The sequence below is a fragment of the Actinomyces oris genome (genome assembly GCF_001929375.1).
In the GTDB taxonomy this organism is placed as follows: Bacteria; Actinomycetota; Actinomycetes; order Actinomycetales; family Actinomycetaceae; genus Actinomyces; species Actinomyces oris_B.
The window spans coordinates 189865-210279 of sequence record NZ_MSGO01000005.1 but is presented as its reverse complement, the minus strand read 5'-3'; the positions used below and the strand labels follow the sequence as shown (position 1 = coordinate 210279).

18 protein-coding genes and 2 tRNA genes are annotated in these 20415 nt (G+C 63.7%); 6 read left to right on the top strand and 14 right to left on the bottom strand.

From position 1 onward, the window contains the following. The 3 genes from BKH32_RS01445 to BKH32_RS13845 all read right to left on the bottom strand — a co-directional run. A partial coding sequence (locus tag BKH32_RS01445) for a hypothetical protein (protein ID WP_143222651.1) occupies positions 1-414 on the bottom strand: 414 nt, incomplete at its 3' end. Between the two features lie 311 nt (positions 415-725). Beyond that, positions 726-1007, bottom strand: a complete 282-nt coding sequence (locus BKH32_RS13850; RefSeq protein ID WP_081376649.1) for a ribbon-helix-helix protein, CopG family — start codon at positions 1005-1007, stop codon at positions 726-728. 55 nt (positions 1008-1062) lie between these two features. Continuing rightward, positions 1063-1305, bottom strand: a complete 243-nt coding sequence (locus BKH32_RS13845) for a hypothetical protein (RefSeq protein ID WP_081376648.1) — start codon at positions 1303-1305, stop codon at positions 1063-1065. Positions 1306-1458: 153 nt separating this feature from the next. Here BKH32_RS13845 and def point away from each other — a divergent pair, with 153 nt between their 5' ends. After that, complete coding sequence (def, locus tag BKH32_RS01430) at positions 1459-1950, top strand: peptide deformylase (RefSeq protein ID WP_075248285.1); 492 nt, start codon at positions 1459-1461, stop codon at positions 1948-1950. Between the two features lie 99 nt (positions 1951-2049). Here def and BKH32_RS01425 read toward each other — a convergent pair whose 3' ends face one another. The 4 genes from BKH32_RS01425 to BKH32_RS01410 all read right to left on the bottom strand — a co-directional run bounded on the left by BKH32_RS01425 (position 2050) and on the right by BKH32_RS01410 (position 5702). Next, positions 2050-2550, bottom strand: a complete 501-nt coding sequence (locus BKH32_RS01425; protein WP_003783893.1) for a DUF3145 domain-containing protein — start codon at positions 2548-2550, stop codon at positions 2050-2052. Positions 2551-2724: 174 nt separating this feature from the next. After that, complete coding sequence (locus BKH32_RS01420; RefSeq protein WP_075248284.1) at positions 2725-3978, bottom strand: beta-ketoacyl-[acyl-carrier-protein] synthase family protein; 1254 nt, start codon at positions 3976-3978, stop codon at positions 2725-2727. Between the two features lie 8 nt (positions 3979-3986). Then, positions 3987-4238: an acyl carrier protein gene (locus BKH32_RS01415; RefSeq protein ID WP_075248283.1), complete on the bottom strand. Its 252-nt coding sequence runs from the start codon at positions 4236-4238 to the stop codon at positions 3987-3989. A gap of 261 nt (positions 4239-4499) precedes the next feature. After that, positions 4500-5702 (bottom strand): PucR family transcriptional regulator, encoded by a 1203-nt coding sequence (locus BKH32_RS01410; protein ID WP_178384520.1) that lies wholly within the window; start codon positions 5700-5702, stop codon positions 4500-4502. Between the two features lie 264 nt (positions 5703-5966). Here BKH32_RS01410 and aspA point away from each other — a divergent pair, with 264 nt between their 5' ends. Further along, positions 5967-7445: an aspartate ammonia-lyase gene (gene aspA, locus BKH32_RS01405; RefSeq protein ID WP_075248281.1), complete on the top strand. Its 1479-nt coding sequence runs from the start codon at positions 5967-5969 to the stop codon at positions 7443-7445. A gap of 99 nt (positions 7446-7544) precedes the next feature. Here the strand turns inward: aspA and BKH32_RS01400 are convergent, their stop codons facing one another. Both BKH32_RS01400 and aceE read right to left on the bottom strand, forming a co-directional pair. Then, positions 7545-8189, bottom strand: a complete 645-nt coding sequence (locus BKH32_RS01400; protein ID WP_075248280.1) for a DUF3060 domain-containing protein — start codon at positions 8187-8189, stop codon at positions 7545-7547. 108 nt (positions 8190-8297) lie between these two features. Further along, positions 8298-11051: a pyruvate dehydrogenase (acetyl-transferring), homodimeric type gene (aceE, locus tag BKH32_RS01395; protein WP_075248279.1), complete on the bottom strand. Its 2754-nt coding sequence runs from the start codon at positions 11049-11051 to the stop codon at positions 8298-8300. Positions 11052-11448: 397 nt separating this feature from the next. Between aceE and BKH32_RS01390 the strand changes: the two genes are divergently transcribed. Further along, entirely contained in the window at positions 11449-11853 is a 405-nt protein-coding gene (locus BKH32_RS01390) for a DUF3052 domain-containing protein (RefSeq protein WP_075248278.1), read from the top strand. Between the two features lie 162 nt (positions 11854-12015). Beyond that, positions 12016-12091, top strand: a tRNA-Val gene (locus BKH32_RS01385). Positions 12092-12139: 48 nt separating this feature from the next. Here the strand turns inward: BKH32_RS01385 and BKH32_RS01380 are convergent. The 3 genes from BKH32_RS01380 to BKH32_RS01370 all read right to left on the bottom strand — a co-directional run bounded on the left by BKH32_RS01380 (position 12140) and on the right by BKH32_RS01370 (position 14651). Next, on the bottom strand, positions 12140-13180 hold the full coding sequence (locus BKH32_RS01380; RefSeq protein ID WP_075248277.1) for a DUF1266 domain-containing protein: 1041 nt from the start codon (positions 13178-13180) through the stop codon (positions 12140-12142). Positions 13181-13268: 88 nt separating this feature from the next. Then, a complete protein-coding gene (locus BKH32_RS01375; RefSeq protein WP_075248276.1) occupies positions 13269-14441 on the bottom strand; it encodes an aminotransferase class I/II-fold pyridoxal phosphate-dependent enzyme in 1173 nt (390 codons plus the stop codon). Between the two features lie 125 nt (positions 14442-14566). Continuing rightward, positions 14567-14651: transfer RNA gene (locus BKH32_RS01370), tRNA-Leu, on the bottom strand. 167 nt (positions 14652-14818) lie between these two features. Here BKH32_RS01370 and BKH32_RS01365 point away from each other — a divergent pair. After that, positions 14819-15277 (top strand): helix-turn-helix domain-containing protein, encoded by a 459-nt coding sequence (locus tag BKH32_RS01365; protein WP_256690338.1) that lies wholly within the window; start codon positions 14819-14821, stop codon positions 15275-15277. Positions 15278-15649: 372 nt separating this feature from the next. On the opposite strand, the gene BKH32_RS01360 is transcribed toward BKH32_RS01365, so the two are convergent. Continuing rightward, positions 15650-16066, bottom strand: coding sequence for a hypothetical protein (locus BKH32_RS01360; protein WP_075248274.1), 417 nt, complete (start codon positions 16064-16066; stop codon positions 15650-15652). A gap of 237 nt (positions 16067-16303) precedes the next feature. Here BKH32_RS01360 and BKH32_RS13430 point away from each other — a divergent pair, with 237 nt between their 5' ends. Next, a complete protein-coding gene (locus tag BKH32_RS13430) occupies positions 16304-20074 on the top strand; it encodes a hypothetical protein (protein WP_143222649.1) in 3771 nt (1256 codons plus the stop codon). A 66-nt stretch (positions 20075-20140) separates the two neighbouring features. On the opposite strand, the gene BKH32_RS01350 is transcribed toward BKH32_RS13430, so the two are convergent. Further along, positions 20141-20383 (bottom strand): helix-turn-helix domain-containing protein, encoded by a 243-nt coding sequence (locus BKH32_RS01350; RefSeq protein WP_009233135.1) that lies wholly within the window; start codon positions 20381-20383, stop codon positions 20141-20143. Positions 20384-20415: the final 32 nt, after the last annotated feature.

Genomic DNA, 20415 nt, shown 5'->3' with positions numbered 1-20415 from the left:
ACCTACTGACGCGACCTCTAAGATGCCGGGGCCTGCGGTTGGTGCCGGTGCGGCAGGAGCGACCATTTCGCCGCGTTGGAGGCGCAGGATGGTATCGATGACACGGTCGGCGTCTCCGTGGTGGACCCGCATTGCGACATCGCCGCCGCTGGTGGTCAGGACGACCACGGTGTTCAGGCCCTTGCCTCGGCGCTTGGCCACGTGAGAGATCGAGCTGATTGGAATGATCTCACCGTCCTCATGACGGCGGATCCCCGTGGCGGCTAGGGACATGCCCATGGTCATGACTGCTAGGCCGGCCTTGGTTCCGGTGCCGATCCAACCTTTGCGTGACCACTCCACCCGGTCGGGGAAGATGGCCACGGTGGCGTTTTTGCCGGCGATGTGGGACTTGAACTGCAGAAGGGGTTCCATATCTGCTCCAGGATGGGTAGTTGGGGTGTGGTGCACAGTTTCGTCCCCAGTTTTGGAGCCTGTGTGGGCCGTTGGTCAGGTGAGTTTGCCCTGTCACCCGTACTGCCGTGGGGTGCATCGTGGGTGAGGTGGAAGTACCGCAACAAATCGGCTGTCGAATTCCTCTTGCAGGTCTTGTCTCCGGGAGCTTTTCGGCCACATAAGGAGACTTCCAACTAAGGTCGGGTGCACTGGCCCCCTCACACCATCAGGTGTGAGGGGGCCCAATCTTGTCAGCGTTGCCAGGCTCTGAGCGCGGTACGCTCGCGGGCTCAGGCGGTCGCGAGGATGTCGCGGACGTACTGGGATCGTGTCTTGCCGGCTGATGCCGCGTGCTGGTCGAGTGCCTTCAGGGTGGAGCGGGGCACCCGTACGTGGAGGTCGGTCATGGTCTCGTCGTACAGGCTCGGCCGTCCGCGCACGTGGTGGACGAGAGGTCCTTCCCAGGAGCCGTCCTCGTACTCGGCGGCCTTGGCGTCGAGCTCCTCGGTGGTGGTGCCGAAAAGGGCGTTGATCTCGTCCTCGCTCATCTGGCTGGGGGTGTAGGTGGTCATTGTGTCCTCCTTCGTACCGCCCTGATCTCGGTGGTGGTCTTCCTGGTCGGTGGTGTCATGCGTGGTAGATGAGCCACCCCTGGGGGAGGCTCTCAGCGACCATCTCGACCATGCGCCCGTCGGGCGCCGGGCCGATGGCGACCCACTGGTCCGTGCCTGGACGTTGGGCGGCATCGGTCGCGTGGTGCCAGGCGGCCAGGACGTCGCGCTCGGTCAGGTCCGGGTGCCTGCGGGTGACGCGAGAGTGAACCAGGACCCTGACCGGGCTTGTGCTGCTCGCAGGATTATTGTGACACATATGTTCTCCGTGCTTTGTCACGCGGTGGGCGATGGCGGCGCGCAGGGACCGGGCCGTCCGGCCTGCGCCGGATGTCGCCGGTGGCGGGCGAGCACCAGATCGCGCCATGGGCCGAACATGACCTCGTCGGTCCGGTCGTGGGAGGATGACGCCATGGCATACCGCGACATCCGCATCATTGGCGACCCGATCCTGCGCACCGAGTGCGACTGGATCACTGACATCGACGACTCCGTCAAGGCCCTGGTCGAGGACCTGCTCGAGACGGTCGACGAGGACGGCCGGGCCGGCCTGGCCGCCAATCAGATCGGGGTCGGTCTGCGCGCCTTCTCCTGGAACATCGACGGCGGGATCGGCTACGTCCTCAACCCCAAGATCGTTGAGGTCTCCAAGGACGAGTACCAGGATGGGGAGGAGGGCTGCCTGTCAGTGCCGGGCCTGTGGTTCCCCACGGAGCGGGCCTGGTACGCCCGGGCCGAGGGCGTGGACCTGGACGGCAAGGAGGTCGTCGTTGAGGGGGAGGAGCTGATGGCCCGCTGCATCCAGCACGAGTGCGACCACCTGGAGGGCCACCTCTACCTCGATCGCCTCGACCGGAAGAACCGGGCCAAGGCGATGAAGGAGCTGCGCGCGCAGGGACTCTAACGGCCCAAGGATGCAGGCCGGGTGGGGCAACAGGTCGCGAAACCTGTTGCCCCACCCGGTTTCCAGGAGGCGATGAGGTGTCCAGCGCGCGGCGTGCTCCTAGCCGACGCGGTGCAGCCACCGCACGGGCGCGCCGGCTCCGGCGTAGCGGAAGGGCTCGAGCTCGTCGTCCCAGGCCTGCCCCAGAGCCAGGTCGAGCTCGCGGCGCATCCTCTCAGGATCGGCCGCGTAGACGAGCGCGGCACGGATTCGGTCCTCAGGGACGACGACGTTGCCGTGAACATCCGTCTGGGCGTGGAAGATGCCCAGGTCGGGGGTGTGAGACCAGCGGCCGCCGTCGGTGCCGACGCTCGCCTCCTCAGTGACCTCATAGCGCAGGTTCGCCCAGCCGCGCAGGGCCGAGGCAAGGCTGGCTCCCGTTCCAGCGGGCCCCACCCAGCTGGTCTCGGCCCGCATCATGCCCCGAGCCGCAGGCTGCTCGGTCCAGTCCAGGTGGACACGCGAACCGAGCACCTCGGCCGCTGCCCACTCGATGTGGGGGCAGAGCGCCCGAGGTGCTGAATGCACGAAAAGTACACCGCGGGTGTAGGCACCGATCATGAGTATCGCCTCCTGGTTGGTTTCGAGATTCGCCTTCCCCAACGGTCTCGACCCGCAACCGGGCTCATGTCATGACGTACGCGGCATGCACGGCTATTGTGCCTGACCACACCGGCCGGGTCCAGCGCGGTGGGTCACAGGTGAGGCCTCGCGGCACCGCCTACCCGAGCACGACTACTGGCGGGTGAAGACCAGGGCGACGTTGTGCCCTCCGAAGCCGAAGGAGGTGCTGGCCGCCGCCGCCAGCCGGGGCAGGTCCCGGCCCCGTGGCCCAACGACGTCCAGGCCGAGCCGCACCAGCTCCGGATCCACCCCGGCCGGCAGCAGCGTGGGCGGGGCCCAGCGCTCCTGCAGCGCCATCACGGTCAGCACCGCCTCCAGCCCCCCGGCCCCGCCCAGGAGGTGACCGGTGGCGGACTTCGTGGCGCTGACGGCCGCATTCGGAACCGTCCTGGCCAGGACACCGGCCTCGACGACGTCGCCGGCCGGTGTCGAGGTGGCGTGGGCATTGACGTGCCCGACGGCACCGGCGTCAAGGCCCGCGCGCTCCAGAGCCAGCCTCAGGGCGCGTTCCTGCTCCGCGCCCGATGGCTCCGGTCGTGCGACGTCGTAGGCGTCGGCAGTGACCCCGGAGCCCGCCAGCGCGGCCAGGACCCGTGCGCCACGGGCGATGGCGTGCTCGGCGCGCTCCAGGACGAGGAGCCCGGCGCCCTCACCCAGGACGAAGCCGTCACGGTCCGGGGCGAAGGGGCGTGAGGCGGCCCGCGGGTCGGCGTTGCGCGTCGACAGGGCCCTCATGGCGCCGAAGGCGGCCACAGTCATCGGGTGGAGGGCCGCATCCGTGCCCCCGGCCACGACGACGTCGGCCCGCCCCAGAGCGATGAGGTCCGCGCCGTAGGAGATGGCCTCAGCCCCCGAGGCGCAGGCGGAGGCCGGAGCATGGATGCCGCCGTGCGCCCCCAGCTCGATCCCGACGGCCGCCGCCGGGGCGTTGGGCATGAGCGCGGGGACCGCCGTCGGCAGAACCTGCCGAGGTCCCTTGTCCCTCAGGGTGTCCCACGCCTCCATGACCGACAGGACCGGCCCCATGCCGGGGGAGACGGATACCGCCAGACGCTGAGAGGCGACCTGCGGGGCCCCTGCCTGCTCCCAGGCCTGGCGGGCGGCCAGCAGCGCGCACTGACTGGCTCGGTCGAGGCGGCGCAGCCGGCGGGGCGGGAGCATCTCGGCAGGATCGACTGCCAGGGGAGCGCCGATCCGCACGGGCAGGTCATGGTGGGCGACCCACTCGTGCTCAAGGGCGCGAACCGCGCAGGTGCCCTCGTGCAGGGCGCTCCAGGTGGACCCAACGTCTGCGCCCAGAGGATTGACGGTTCCCAGGCCGGTGACGACGACGTCGTCAGGGCGGCACGCGGCTTCCGGGCTCATGAGTGTCGTCAGGCCTTCTTGGAGGTCACCAGGTCGACCAGCGCCCCGACAGTGGGCAGGGTCGGGATGAGGGAGTCGTCAAGGGCCACGCCGAAGCGCTCCTCGACCTGGGTGGCGATGGTCAGCAGGCCCAGGGAGTCGACGTCGAGGTCCTGGGCGAAGGTGGTGTCCCGGGTGATGTCCTTGGCGGCGACGCCGGACTCCTCACTGACGATCTGGGTGATGACGGACAGGACGTCGTCGTTGCTCTGCTCGGCCATGGTGGCTCCTTCTGACGCGGTGACGGATCATCCAGGATCCGTCGCGGCGCAGTGACTCGATGATGGTTGTGGTTCACCGGCGGCGGCGCCGCAGGTCAGGCCATTGTCCCAGATGAGAAGGGGTGCTTCGGAACCGTGCGCCACCGGGGTCGGCTCACGGTCGCGGCGCGGTCATAGCGCCGCGACCGGACCAGTCCGAAGATGGCGGACGGTCCGGTCGCATAGGAGGGGGACGTGGACGCTCATCACGTCCGCGGTGCGTCAGGCCTCTCGGCTGACGGCCAGTCGGCCCACGATGATCGCCATGTGCAGCATGAGGCCGTCACGGGCGTTCGTCGCGTCCCAGCCGACCTGTTCACTGACCCGGCCCAGGCGGTAGCGCACCGTGTTGGCGTGCACGAACAGGTTGCGGGCAGTGGCCTCCAGGCTCCCGCCCAGGGCCAGGTAGGTGGCCACCGTGCTCTCGAAGGGGTCGCCCATCTCGTGGAGGGGGGCGTGCACCAGGCTGAGGATCTGCTCGCCGGCGAGCTCGTCGCCGGCCAGGAGCCGCTCGGGGAGGAGATCATCGGCGTGAACCGGGTTGGGCGCCTCGGCCCAGCCGGGCAGGGCGCGCAGCCCGGCCAGGGCTGAGCGCAGCGAACGGCCCGCGTGCGAGATCCCTGAAACCACCGGGCCGACGACGGCCGATCCTCCCAGGCCGCCGGCCACCTGCATGGCCGCCTGGTCCACCAGCTGCTCAGCAGTGGCTTCCCGAGCGGAGTGCTTGGACAGTGCCGGGCCCTGAGCGGCCGGGTTGTCGCCCAGGACGATGAGGACGGAGTCGCCGCGTACGGATACCAGGCAGTCACTGGCCAGGTTGCGGCACTCGTGGCGCAGCCTGGAGATGCCGAGCGCATCGAGAGTGGTCTTGGCTGCGATGGCCGCCACCGGCCCGGTTCCGTTCCAGCCGGCAGTTCCGGCCCGGGTCGCGGCGTCCTCGGGGGCGTCGTGAAGCATCGCGTCGACCGCTACGGACTCCAGCCGGGCGTCCCAGGCCCCTCGGGCCTCAGCCGCCCGGGCGTACACCTCGGCCGCGGCGAAGCCGACGTCACGCCCGAAGGTCAGGACGAGGATACGGACGGTGTCATGGTCCTCCTCCGGAACGGCGCGAGGAGCCTCGTCCACAACGACGTCGAGGACCGTGCGCACCAGAGCCAGGGTCTGCTCCAGCGTGATGACACCGGTCAGGGCCGCAGGGGCCACGGAGAAGATCTGGGAGGGGACCAGCGGGGTCGAGGGGTTCTCCGCCGAGTCGACGAACATGGTGACGCCCAGGCGGGCCACCGCTGCGATCTGGTCCCGCGAGCCTTCCGGAAGGGTTCGGTAGAAATCGTGGGCCGAACTGATGCGGTCCAGTGAGTGTTCAATAATTGTGTCCTGCGCCTGTCGCAGTGCAGACACTCCCGGAGCGCTCAACTCATCCATGCTGTGGATGCTACCGACTGGAATATCCTGAGGACAGTAGGTTCTCGATTGGCGCGGCGTGTGGTCCGACACGAGTTTGTGTTGAAAATACGGGGATAACTGAGGGTGGTGTGTCGCGGAGACGGAGCGGATTGCGCAGGTTACAATAGCGTAACCATTGTGGAAGCCACGGTATGTGAATCTGCAATGACTTGAATGTCTGTGTCGTATGCCAGCATGGACTCGCACGGGCAGGTGCCTAGCTAGACAACTCGGAGGCTCAGGATGACGAAGGCAACCCGCACAGAGGAAGATCTTCTTGGTGCACGGGAAGTTCCATTGGAAGCCTATTGGGGAATCCATACGCTACGTGCGATGGAGAACTTCCAGATCTCTGGATCTGTGGTCGGTGATGAAGAGGCCTTCGTCCGCGGCATGGTGCAGGTCAAGAAGGCGTCAGCGTTAGCGAACAGTGATCTGGGGGCTATTGACCCGGAGGTTGCTGGTGCGATTGTGTGGGCGTGTGACCAGGTACTGGTTGCCGAGCGCTGCCTTGACCAGTTCCCGGTCGACCAGTTCCAGGGGGGTGCCGGGACCAGTGTCAACATGAATACCAACGAGGTGATCGCCAACCTCGCGCTGGAGTACCTGGGATATGCCAAGGGCCGTTATGACATCATCAACCCCAATGATCATGTCAACAAGTCCCAGTCGACGAACGATGCCTACCCGACTGGATTCCGTTTAGGGCTGTTCGCCCTTGTCGGCTCGCTCATCGAGGAGCTCGAGCGACTCATCGCGTCCATGCGTGCTAAAGGACTGGAGTTCGTCAATGTTCTGAAGATGGGACGTACTCAGCTTCAGGATGCTGTTCCTATGAGCCTGGGGAAGGAGTTCGAGGCCTTCGCCGTTCTGCTGGAGGAGGAGGTCAGCCGGCTTCACAACAATGCCGCGCTGCTTCTGGAGGTGAACCTCGGGGCCACGGCGATCGGCACGGGGCTCAACACCCCGCCGGACTATCAGAGCACTGTTGTCGGGTATCTGCGGGAGATCACCGGTTTGGACGTTCGAGGAGCGCATGACCTGCTGGAAGCCACGAGTGACACGGGCGCCTACGTCTCGATGCACGCGGCGATCAAGCGCTTGGCGGTGAAGCTGTCCAAGATCTGCAACGACCTGCGACTGCTGTCCTCCGGGCCTCGTGCCGGGCTGGGGGAGATCAGGCTGCCTGAGCGCCAGGCCGGTTCCTCCATCATGCCGGCCAAGGTCAATCCGGTGATCCCGGAGGTGGTGAACCAGGTCTGCTTCAAGGTCATTGGAAACGATGTTGCGCTGACCTTCGCCGCGGAGGCGGGACAGCTCCAGCTCAATGTCATGGAACCGGTGATCGCCCAGGCCATCTTCGAGTCCATCAATCTGCTCACCCGCGGGATGTCGACCCTTCGGGAGCTGTGCGTCGTGGGGATCGAGGCCAATGAGGAGGTGTGTCGCCGCAACGTGCTGGACTCGATCGGAATCGTTACCTATCTCAACCCGGTGATCGGTCATCACAACGGCGACCTGGTGGGCCGTGAGTGCGCCCGTTCAGGACGCAGCGTGCGAGAGGTGGTTCTGGAGATGGGGCTGCTCGAGGAGTCTGTTCTTGACGAGATTCTCAGCCCCGAGAACCTTCTGCGTCCCCATTTCCGTGACTTGAAGGTCTACTCAGGATCCGATCCGTCAACTCCACCGGTTGTGTCCACGGCGCCTGACTCGCAGGAGTAGGGAGGGAATCGGCCTTCCGTGGGGTCGGCGGGCGGTCGGCGGCTTGCCGCATCGCCTGCCGACGTCGGAAGACCGAATCCAGTTCTGTCGCGAACGGCCTCAGGAGAAGGATCGGCAGGAACGGACAACAGGGGCGTGAACGTCCTTGCCGATGATGTTGAGACCTTGCGGATCCACCTTCGCCTGCGGAGGCCTGGAGTGCCAGAAGACGTAATTCTGGTTGTCTCCGTCGTTGGAACCGAATGTGACTTTGTTGGAGGCGTCGATCCAGACCGTGTTGTCAAAGCCGTTGACGGTCAGTGAATCGATCTCCCCTTCGATGATGACCACGAGACTTTGTGCGGTGATTGTTACGTCTCGTGCGCCCGCCGAGACCTTGACCACCTGATCGGCGGAGAGCTCGTTGGAGGTGACACTGACCTGGTCGGAGGCCGGCATCACCTTGGTGACCTGGGCCTCCGCCTGGGCCCGGGTGTCCTCCGCGTCGTTGTCGGTCAGCTCGTCGTCGTAGTCGCGGATGTCGGAGGACGTGCAGTTGCCGTACTCCAGCGGATCCATGGGGTTGGTGTCCTCCGGCTTCCCAGTGGGCTCCTCCTCGGCCTCCTGAGCGGCAGCATCGTGAGCCTGCTCCGGCGGAGCCGAGGACGTCCCCCTGGCGCCGGTCCAGCCGGCTGAGCAGCCGGACAGGGCCAGCAGGCACGCGGCTATGAAGGAGGTGGAGCACAGGAGCGGGGAGCGGGACAAGGGAGGACCTCATTCGGCAGACACGGTGGTGCCGGTGGAACACGGTCTTCCGTGTTCCACCGGCACCACAATTGGTCAGTGCGTCCAACTATAGGCGCACAGGGCGGATCAGGACTCCCCTCCCTGGGAGCCGGAGGTGCCTGCGTTGACGTTGGTCAGGTCGTAGCGGGCAACGGCCTGGGCCAGGACGGAGTGGGCGAGGCGCCCCTGCTCCACCAGCGCCTGGAGGGCACGGACCACCACTGACTGGGCGTCGATGAGGTAGTGGCGCCTGGCGGCGGCACGGGTGTCGGAGAATCCGAAGCCGTCGGCACCCAGGGTGTAGTAGTCGCCGGGGACCCAGGCCCGGATCTGGTCGGGGACCAGGTGGTCGTAGTCGCTGGTGGCGATGAAGGGGCCGGTGCTCTCGGAGAGCTTCTGCGTCAGGTAGGGGACCTGCCGCTGGGCGTCGGGAGCCAGGAAGCTGGCCTTCTCCACCTCCAGGGCCTGGCGCCGCAGCTCGTTCCAGCTGGTGACGGACCACGTGGCGGCACGCACGCCCCACTCCTCGGCCAGGATGCGGCGGGCCTCCTCGATCCAGGGCACTGCGACACCGGAGGCCAGGAGCTGGACCTCGGGGCCCTGGCCGTCGGGAGCCGTGCTGATGCGGTGAATACCGCGCAGGATCCCCTCGACGTCGACGCCGTCGGGCTCGGCGGGCTGGTGGATCGGCTCGTTGTAGACGGTCAGGTAGTACATGACGTCCCGGTTGCGGCCCGAGTCCGGTCCGTACCAGCGCTCCAGGGCGTCGCGCACGATGTGCCGGATCTCGTAGGCGTAGGCCGGGTCGTAGCTGATGACGGCGTCGTTGGTGGCCGCGATGATGGGGGAGTGGCCGTCCATGTGTTGGGTGCCCTCACCGGTCAGGGTGGTGCGCCCGGCGGTGGCCCCGATGATGAAGCCGCGCGTCAGCTGGTCCCCGGCGGCCCAGAACTGGTCGCCGGTGCGCTGGAAGCCGAACATCGAGTAGAAGATGTAGACCGGGATCATGGGCTCGCCGTGGGTGGCGTAGCTCGTGCCGGCCACCTGGAACAGGGAGACCGAACCGGCCTCGTTGATGCCTGTGTGCATGAGCTGACCGGAGGTGGACTCCCGGTAGGACAGCATCATGTCGGCGTCGACCGGCGTGTAGTTCTGGCCCTGGGTGTTGAAGATCTTCTTGGTGGGGAAGAGCGACTCCAGCCCGAAGGTGCGCGACTCATCCGGGATGATCGGGACGATGCGACGGCCGATGCCCTTGTCCTTGATGAGCTCCTTGAGCAGGCGGACGAAGGCCATCGTGGAGGCGACCTCCTGCTTGCCCGAACCGCCCTTGAGGATGTCGTAGGTCTTGTCATCGGGCAGCTCGAGCTCGACGCCCGCATCGCGGCGCTCGGGGATGAAGCCGCCGAGCTGGCGGCGCCGGTCCAGCATGTAGAGCAGCGAGGGGTCGTCGGCGGCCGGCCGGTAGTACGGCGGCATCTTCGGGTTGGCCTCGAGCTGCTCGTCGGTGATCGGGATGTGGAGCCGGTCGCGCAGGGCCTTGAGGTCGTCCAGCGTCAGCTTCTTCATCTGGTGGGTGGCGTTACGGCCGGCGAAGTGGCCGCCCAGGAGGTAGCCCTTGACCGTGTGCGCCAGGATGACGGTGGGCTGGCCCTTGTGCTCCATGGCCGCCTTGTAAGCGGCGTACATCTTGCGGTAGTCGTTGCCGCCGCGTTGCAGGGCCCAGATCTCGTCGTCGGTCCAGTCCTTGACGAGCTCGGCGGTGCGCGGGTCGCGGCCGAAGAAGTGCTCGCGGATGTAGGCGCCGTCGTTGGCCTTGAAGGTCTGGTAGTCGCCGTCGAGCGTCTCCATCATGAGGTGCTCGAGGGCGTGGTCCTTGTCCGCGGCGAGAAGCTGGTCCCAGCCACGGCCCCAGATCACCTTGATGACGTTCCAGCCCGCGCCCTTGAAGAAGGCCTCGAGCTCCTGGATGATCTTGCCGTTTCCGCGCACCGGGCCGTCGAGGCGCTGCAGGTTGCAGTTGACGACGAAGGTGAGGTTGTCCAGCTGCTGGCCGGCCGCCAGCTGCAGCATGCCGCGCGACTCGGGCTCGTCCATCTCGCCGTCACCCAGGAAGGCCCAGGTGTGCTGCTGAGAGGTGTCCTTGATGCCGGCGCCCTGAAGGTACTTGTCGAACCAGGCCTGGTAGATGGCCTCGGACGGGCCAAGTCCCATGGAGACGGTGGGGTACTCCCAGAAGTCCTCCATGCGACGCGGGTGGGGGTAGGAGGGCAGGCCGCGGCCACCGGCCGGGCGGGACTCCTCCTGACGGAAGCCGTCCAGGTCCGCCTCGGTGAGGCGGCCCTCGATGAAGGCGCGGGCGTAGTTGCCCGGTGAGGCGTGGCCCTGGAAGAAGACGTGGTCACCGCCGCCGGGGTGGTCCTTGCCGCGGAAGAAGTGGTTGAAACCGACCTCGTAGAGGGTCGCGGTCGAGGCGTAGGAGGAGATGTGTCCGCCGACCCCGACCCCGGGGCGCTGGGCGCGGGTGACCATGACGGCGGCGTTCCAGCGCAGCCAGCGCCGGTAGGTGCGCTCGGCGCTCTCGTCACCGGGGAAGTAGGGCTCGTTGGCGACGTCGATGGTGTTGATGTACGGCGTCGTCGTCTCGGTGGGAACCGTGACGTTCTTCTGCCGGGCCTGAGCCAGCATGCTCAGCAGGATGTAACGCGCCCGCTTGGCGCCCTTGTCCGCGATGAGGGCATCGAGGGACTCGTGCCACTCCTTGGTCTCCTCTGGGTCGTTGTCGGTCACCTTCGTCAGGAGGCCGTCAATGAGCGGCGTGGAGTCACTGGTGGGGCTCACGGAATCCTCTTTCCTCGCGTCTGTGCGGTCGGCCCGAGCCTCGTTGCGTGCCGTGGTGCCGATGGCGGCGTCGGCGTGCGCCTGAAGTCAGGCCGCTGTGGATGACGGCCCTAATCTACGACCTGCGACGGGGCGAACGCTGCACCAGGCGGGAAGAAAGTCCTACTTCACGTGTGATGTGGATGACATGTGATGGGGTGGTGTCGCTGCCGAGCGCTGACGGGTGTGGAGCCTCAAGGGGGTGGTCGCGTCAGAATCGATCTTCAAAGGAAAGTCCAAGGTAATCTGACATGCGTGTTCACTTGCGCGGCTGGTGCCGGGTGCGGTGGGCTAGTACCTGTCGCCCAGCAGCGGGCGAATGGTAGACGGGCCAGGCCCAGAAGGACGGTGTAAGGACGTGGCGAGTACAGCGGGTGGGGCTTTCGGCTTCGCCTCCGGTCTCATCATTCAGGAGTTCGGCTACGACGACGACGTCGACGAGACCTTGCGACAGGCCGCTGAGGCGGAGACCGGAACCACTCTGGTGGACGAGGACTACGAGGACGTGGCCGACTCGGCCATCGTGTGGTGGCGTGACGAAGACGGCGACGTCGACGACCTCACCGACCTCCTCGTGGACGCTCAGGCCAACCTCGACGGCGCAGGGCTCATCTGGGTGCTGACGCCCAAGGCGCGTACTACCGGCGCCGTCCAGGCCGCCGAGGTGGAGGAGGCCGCCGCAACAGCCGGCATGCACGCGACCTCCGCCGCCTCCATGGGGCAGCACTGGAGCGGCATCAGGGTCTCCAGCCGGGGACGCTGAGGCGACCCGATGGCTGCGCGGCGTGCTACGCCCTCAGCGGCGGAGATGATTGGTGGCCCGTCCGGTGGAGGCGGTAAAGTCTCCGGCTGAGGCGGCTCGCGCCGTCAGTCGCGTGTGCAGGCACCCGGCTCGGGCAATGTGCTCCCGGCAGCGTCAGCACCAGGACCTGTAGCTCAGTTGGTAGAGCAACGCGTTTACACCGCGTCGGTCGTCGGTTCGAGTCCGGCCGGGTCCACCACGAGCTCTCCATACCCGCCCTGTCGCGGAGCGCTGTTGGTGCGATTCCTCAGGCGCGCTTGGCGAACCGGTGGTGCTGGTCGGCGTGGGTGCCGAAGTGCTGAGGGCGGTGCTGCCCGCGGACAATGACCTGATCGTCGACCCAGCGCTCCCACCGTGTGGCGCGCTTCCTCTCGCCCGCACCCAGTGGCATGGCCGCACCGGCGTCGAGGAGGTCGTCGAGAATGAGGAAGGAGGGCTCGGGAGTCTCGACGTCCCAGCCGATGAGCCCCCATGGCCCGTCGGCGCTGAGGAGAACCAGCGAACGGTTGAGGTCGTGCAGGTCGTTGAAGTGCTCGTCCTTGCCGCTCGTGGAGTTCCAGTACCAGCGTGCCAGCCGGAACGATTCCGATACCTGCGTCCAGCTCCGATAACGCTCTCGCAGCCCCCGATCCAGGATCGCGAGCGTGTCCCAGGTCTCGTCCTCGGTCAGCCAGCCCAGCGCGAATCCGCAGCGTGTCAGCATGCCGGCACGGATCAGGTCCCAGGCGGAGAAGTCCACGTTACGGATGTCCCGATCATTGTTGAGCATGCGCTCGAGGCGCCACAGTGTCTCGGCCGCGTCTGAGGAGGACTCGGCAGTTTCTCGCAGCTCGTGGCGTTCGGCCTCCGCCAGGGAGGTGTCGACCCAGCGGGCGCGCTCGGCATCGAAACCGGTGCGGTGTCCGGAGGTGATGAGCCAGTGGACTCGGGAGAGGAGATCGGTGCGCGAGCACACTCCCCAGTCGAGGGAGAGCATGGTGCGCGTGCCGTCAAGATCGGCGCAGGTGAGCCGGTCCCACGGGTCCCTGCGGCACAGGGAGTACGGCGCGCAGATCGCCAGGAGCCGCTCATGCGGGCCGGCGGTGAACTTCTGGGGCTCGGAGTGTCTGATGGGCCGATGATGCTCAGTGAGCTCATTCCATGTGGACTCCTCACCCCGGTGCGGGGCGGAGGATGTCTTATCGCGGCGCAAGCGTATTTTCTGATGGATTGATTTGGAGATCTCGACGGTGGCGATCACTCCAAAAACTACTAGCGCGGCGGAGAGGAGCAGGGTCTGCATGGACATAACGAGAATTGTGCAACATGTGAACAGGTGAGCGCCACATTGATGCGCGCGACTCGATGCCGGAATATTGAGTTGAATGCCTGTTTATTTACAAACTGTTAATGAAAGTTTCGAGACGCTTCATTCCTTCGTGCAGCTCGTCGCGGGAGGCGGCGTAGGACAGTCGCACGTGGGAGTGGGCCGTGGTCGTGGAGAAGTCCTGCCCCGGCGTGAGCGCCACATGAGCCTCCTCCAGGGCGCGGTGACAGAACGTCTGGGCGTCAATCCCCGTGGAGGAGACGTCGAAGTAGACGTAGAAGGCGCCGTCGGGCAGGACCGGAACCGGGAGGCCGATGCGTTCCAGCCCGTCGAGCACGATGCTCCTGCGGGCGAGGAGCTCTTGGCGGCGCTGCTCGCACACGGAGACGGATTCGGGGGAGAAGGCTGCCAGCGCGGCGTGCTGGATGGGCGTCGAAGCGCACAGGAAGTAGTTGACCGCCAGGTTCTCCGCGGGGGCCACAAGCTCCTCGGGAAGGATCGCCCAGCCCAGCCGCCATCCCGTCATCCCGAAGTACTTGGAGAAGGAGCTGATCACGATCGCCTCAGGATCGGCCTCCAGGACGGTGCGCGCCGGCGTGCCGTCCTCGCCTGGATCAGCCAGACCCAGGTAGATCTCGTCGACGATCCGCCAAGCGCTGCGTTCACGGGCCAGCGCGCAGATCGACGCCAGCTCCTCGAAGGGGATGGACGTGCCCGTGGGGTTGGATGGGGTCGCCAGCATCACCGCGCTCGTCTGAGGAGTCCACGCCGCCTCGGCTGCGGCCCGGTCCATCTGGTATCGGCTGGCAGGACTGGTGGGTGCCAGAACGATCCGGCCGCCGTAGGTCTCCACCAGCTGCCGGTTGCAGGGGTAGGACGGATCGGCGATGACGACGTCGTCGCCGGGCTGTGTGGTGGCGGCGGCCACCAGCAGGAGCGCCGATGACGCACCCGTGGTCACGACGATCCGGGCAGGGTCGACCTCGACGCCGTGCCTGTCCCGGTAGAAGCCGGCAATGGCCTCACGCAGTGCGAGCAGGCCCAGGGTGGGGGAGTAGGGCAGAGGCCGGCCGTCCATGACGCGGCACATCTCCTCGCGGACCGCGGGAGGGGCGCCGAAGTCGGGCTCACCCAGGCTGAGCTTGGCGATCGAGTGGCCCTCCGCCTGGAGGATTCCAGCGCGTTCACCAATGCTCATCGCATAGAAGGGCTGAGCGGCTTTGGCCCGGGCGGCGATCTTCATGACGGCTCCTTGACTTGAGGCAGAACAGGGCCAGTGTCCCCCTTCCCGTAGCGGGAGGGCAAAGGTGTGTTGACGGGACGCCGACGTTTTGAGAACCGGAGGCGAGGGTTTGTATAGCGATGCTGTGGTGCCTCCGGCGGGACTCGAACCCGCACGCCCGTAGGCAGCGACTTTTAAGGTCGCGGTGTCTACCGATTCCACCACGGAGGCAAGACGCGCCCCAATGTTTGAGTAACTGGGGCGTCAGTACAACTCCGCACCATTGCTCCTAACAACCTAGCGGTGCTGCTGGACTTCCGAAGGAAGCTGGCCGCCGGTGAGGGCGGCCAGGTGTGTACCGGCCCCAATGTAGCGTATCTGACGGGTCGGATGGCGCGGTGGGCGATGCGGACGAGCCCGTGCCGTCTCACGGGGTAGATGTGGCAGGGCCAGAAGGTGAGTCCCCGCAGCGACGATGCGCCGCACCGGCCATCAGCGTGGGGGAGTGGCCGAACGATGAGAGTGATGCGCCCGACACCGCATCACGGTCGCCGCGCAAGGTTGGCCGCATCAAGCAGACGAAGTTCCGGCCCCTGACGCCGGAGCAGCGCCAGCAGGTGGTCGACCTGTACAGTGCTGGCGTCCCCGTCAAGGAGATCGTCCGGCAGACGGGCGTCAACCGCTCGACGGTCTACCGGCTGCGCCGGCAGGCAGGACTGGAACGCCACCACCGTTTCACCGACGACGACCGTGCCCAGGCGATCCTCCTCCGCCAGCAGGGCCTGACCATCGCTGAGATTGCCAAGCGGCTGGGCTTCAGTGACATGACCATCGGGCGTCACCTGGCGGCCGAGTGAGAGGAGTGACGGCAGTGGCGGTGAGAGTGGTGCCTCCATCGTCGAAGAGCGCCCAGAGCCATCTGGGACGCGGATAGTCTTTGCTACCGACCAGCTTAAGACTAGTGTGCCGTTGTGGGTGGGCATCCCATCACGGCCAGTAGAACTGGTGCCGGTCGCCAGGAAAGTGTTTTAGCACTCGTTGCTGGAAGGCTTGTGCAGCACGTGCCCATTCATTTTATTCTCGTAGTGTGACAAAATTGCTTAAAACTGTTGACATTTGGACTGAAAAGCATATAATCATAACCAGACACAGGCCAACACCGTGTCACCAAGAAATCTCCGGCGAGTGGTTTTCAGGTCACACTGCGGGAGATTTTTGTTTGATTTGAATTATTGCGGTTTTCGTGCAAATACCGACATGAAGTCTCTTCGGCTAGTCCGCTTGTCTTCCTTGACTTGGACGCAGAAGTGTTCACCGTCTTTCGTCATTCCATAGAAGCGATAGAGCACGATAGTTCTATCGTCTGCACTGAAGGAAACTTCTGGTACTTCTCGCGAGCTGCGCAGCAGTTCAATAGCCGCTTTGTAGAAGCGCAGCCGCTTCCGCCGCTCCTTTGGGTGCTTCTGCATCAGGTGCGTCCAAAACACGTCGAGAAAAATCTTGCTGCTATTGAAGTACTTCGACCGAACATACGGCTGCCGTTTGCTCGATTGTGCGACGACATGATACTCGGCTCGAGCCCGCTTTAATACTTCATCATAGGATGATCCAGGTAAACGCAGATATTTCGACGTATAGACATGCATTGCTCCAATCAGTATACAATGTTTGTGAAACTATGGGAAGTCGTTGAGTTTTAAATATACCGAACAGTGTCGATACTTCCAAGTGAAACCGGAACAATATTCGTGACTAAATTGAGATAAATAGCGGGCTAGGTAGTGGTAAGTAAGCGTATAATATGCGCAGGCGCTTTGGCTGTCTGGTGCACTTAAAAGTGGTCCAGACGCCGCGTTGTGCCTGCTTACTAAATTAGGAGAAACATGAAGAATCCAGAACTCATCACTGCCGATGATCTCAATTCCTGGCCAGATAATGACGCTCGCAATGCGCAGGAGAACTTTCCGCGACTTATCCGGAAGCTTTTACACGAGACTCCAGGCGTTTCAGCAGTGTCGGCACGCGCCGGTAACGGTGTGAACGTGCCTGGCTACGACGGAGCCGCTCAGTCGGACAAAACGGTCTCTGTTTTGCCGTCAGGATCCCTAATATTTGAGTTTGGCACCGATAAGAAGGTCGCTAGCAAAGCATCGGAGGACTTTCATAAGCGGGCCAATCAGAATGATGCCGCTGGCCATGTCTTCGTATTTGCCACACCTCGGCGATGGAGTGGCAAAGACAAGTGGCTAGAAGAGCGACGAAGTGAGGGAAAATTCGCTAATGTATGGGCACTTGACGCTGATGATCTAGAAGCGTGGCTGGAGATGTTGCCATCGTCGCATTACTGGATTTCTGAACACCTTGGCAAGCAGCCTGATGAGGCGCGAACGCTCGAGCAGTGGTGGGGTAGTTTTCATCAGGCGACTCAGCCGGAGTTACCGCTCAGCATGTTTATAGCTGGGCGAGAATCGACTCGAGACAAACTCCGAGAGTTGCTTGCCAAAGCACCGCGAACTATCACGATTCAAGCGGACTGGCGTAACGACTGCCTCGCCTTCATATACGCAAGTCTTGCGGCTGACGCCGAGGATGAACTGAGTGCTCTTGATCAATCGGTCATCATCGTTAAGTCTAGTGGCATTTGGAATCGGATCGCTCGGCAGGCAGGGAAGTCAATACTGATTCCGGCATTCGATGGTGCTGAAACGAAGCCAGCGATTGATAATGGCCATTACGTGATCAAAATCGTTGACCGTGAGCAAGTTGTGTATGGAAAGGTGGACGTAAAGCTGCCGCGTGTATCGCGACCTGACGTGCAGTCATTACTGAATGACTGTGAAATCAACTTCCAAAAGGCGAATCATCTTGCTGGGCTTGCCCGGCGGAATATGCCGTCGTTTGTCCGAGCATTAACGCGTGACGCCGCGATCCAGACGCCTATGTGGGCCACCGATACCTCCGCGTCAATGCTGGCGGCGCTGACGCTCGTTGGTGCGTGGAATGCTAATAATGACAAGGATACGCAGGCGATAGCGGAACTGGTCGGTAGTGACTACGATACGGTGACGTCGCTCTGCCAGCAGCGCGCTGGCGGAAACGACCCTGTGATGAGCCGATCTGGCTCGGCCTGGCGATTTGCTTCGCTCGAGGAAGCCTTTCGCTGCCTGTCATCGAAGATCACAGATGGCGTCGTTGAGCGGTGGAAGCAGTTGGTGCTTGACGTCTTGGGTGAGGCCAATCCGTCATACGGCTTGAACCCACTAGAAAAGGTTGAGCAGCAACTCAATCAGCTCACGTCGCAGGTGCAGTACTCGGAGGAGCTGAAGAGCGGCATTGTGCGAAGCCTTGCGATGGTTGGCTCTATGGATGGAGACGGCGTGCCGTCCGGAAAATTGAGGGATAGTGCTGTTGATATTGTCGACCTACTGCTTAGTCAAGCAGTAGGAGATGACTCCGGTCGTGTCTGGAACCTGATAGGGCCACGGCTTCGATATCTCGCAGAAGCCGCACCGCAGCAGTTCATTGATGTCACCATAAACAACCTGAGGCAAGACTCCTCCTCGTTGCTGCGGGCATATTATGCAGGTAGTAACGATATACTGTTTAGTGATCCTTGGTTCCATCCTCACTTGCTGTGGGCGCTCGAGGTGCTCGCTTGGTCTGAAGAATACTTCGATGATGTTATCGAGTGTCTCGCCTTGCTTGCCGTCAATCCGGCGGATGACAAGCAGCGTGGCAATCGGCCTGATGAGAGCCTCGCCGCAATACTATGCGGTTGGGCCAATTTCACGACGGTGCCGTCTGGTGAGAGGCTTGCCGCGCTTGATTCTGTTAAACGGATGTCGTCAAGTGTTGGGTGGGATCTTCTGTTCGCACTATGGCCCGATTGGACGACAATCACGCCGACTCGCACGCCACGTTTCCGTGCAGATTGGTGCCCGCTCACCGACGCACCAGTGTTGCAGTGCGATTGGGTTGAGTATCGGCATGGCCTCGTCGAGCGTGCGCTCAGCTGGCGCGGTATGACAGCGTCTAACCTTGAGCGATTGGTCAATCACATCAATCGGGGCATATTGTCGGAAGACAGGACGAAGATTATCGATCACCTCGGCAAGCTTTCGTCGTCCGAAGAGTTTGATGACGACGATCGCTACCATGTCTGGCGCGCAGTGCGAGAATTGGCTGCCAAGCATTCGCACCATAGGGCCGAGTGGTCGCTGCCGGAAGAGGAAGTCGATCGCCTTTTGGAGTTGTCTGACAGGTGGAAGCCCACCTCACCTGTCCTACGGCACCTCTACTTGTTCAATCATGATCCTGGTCTGCTCGATTGTGCACTGCACCGCGACATTGATGACTACGATCAAAAGGTGGAGGAGCGTCGGCAAGAGGCGCTCAGTGAGATACTCGCGGGGCCACAGGCTATCGACGACCTTGCTCTGCTTGCATCGAGGGCAGTTGCGTCATTGGTGCTGGGATGGATGCTGGCAGATCGGCAGGAGTTCAATTTCTGGGACATCGCGTACTGGGCGGACAGTTCTGACAGGAAACTGGTAACTGTCATGGATGGCTACTTGTGTCGATCACTAGACCAACGTGGTGCGTCTTGGCTGCAGGCTGTGCTTGACGATTCAAGGCTCACTGCCGCGCAGCGTGCTGCTGTCCTGCACTGCGTCCCAGCTAAGTGGGACTACTGGGAGGTTGTTGCGCGCAATCAAGACGATGACAACGCGTATTGGCAAACTGCTGAAATGCGTGTGTTGCCACCAGACCGCATGCGGTACGCTATCGAGCGGCTGGTTGCGTGTGGGCGGGCGTGGGATGCGATCGACAGCGTGTCGTTGTCGATTCGCTCCGCCAAGCAAGAGGGCGTTAAGACTGACTTGACGGCAGATGTATTAATCGGCCTGCTTCATGTCGCATGCACCCAAGAGTCGGTAAAGATCTCCTCGTTGTCATATGAGGTCGGTCAGGTGCTCGATCATATTGTTGAGCTAAAAGCTGATCAGGTGGACGTTGCAAGGCTAGAGATTTTGTTTTATCGGCTCATTGGCGATTATCGAGAGCCGATACTTCTCCATCGCACTCTCGCGACTGTGCCCCACTTGTTTGTCAGGCTTATGGAGGTGGCGCATCGGGGAGAAACTATGCTCGGGATGGATCGTAGTGCGTCATTTCGCATAGCTATGAGCGTGCTCGATGGCTGGCGTGGCTGCCCAGGTATGACGGCGGATGGGGAGATCGACACGGTGGTGATGCAGCAATGGGTCGAGGCTGCACGGCAAGGGCTGGCCGTTGCCGAGCTTTCGGATATAGGTGACTACGAAATCGGCAGACTCCTCGCCAACAGTCCGGAAGATGAGAATGGAACGTGGCCGTTGCCAGCTGTTTGTACACTCATCGACGAAGTCGGAAGCAAGAATCTTGACGAAGGCTTTATCGCTGGAACGTGCCGTGGCCTCATGTCGAGTGTGCGCGGCATCTACGACGGTGGACAACAAGAACATGAGAGCGCACAGCGCTACCGCGCGTTGAGTAGGCAGATCCGATTGACATCGCGGCACACAGCTCGACTACTGAAGAAGGCGGCTGACCGATACGAGGAGAGGGCGATTCAGGAAGACGAACAGGCCCTGGCACGGCAGGACGCGCTGTAGGGGCTCGCTGGTTGTCGTTCGTCGGGATCGGCGCAGTGCTGTAGGAGCGCTGCGCCGATCCTTCTCCTACACCTCCAACCCGCTCACCAGCCCACCGGCGTCGGTGTCGAGGGCGTGGGCGATGCGGAGGATGTTGTGGAGGCTGAGGTTGCGTTGGCCGCGTTCGACCTGGCCGATGTAGGACCAGTGCAGGGTGGTGCGCTCGGCCAGCTTCTCCTGCGACAGGCCCAGCTGCTCGCGGCGGGCGCGCACACGCCGGCCGAACTCACCAGTGGCTGGTGAGAGCGGCGGCTTGCGGTCGGTGGGCACGGCTCCATCTCAACCGGCCGAAGACTCCCAAT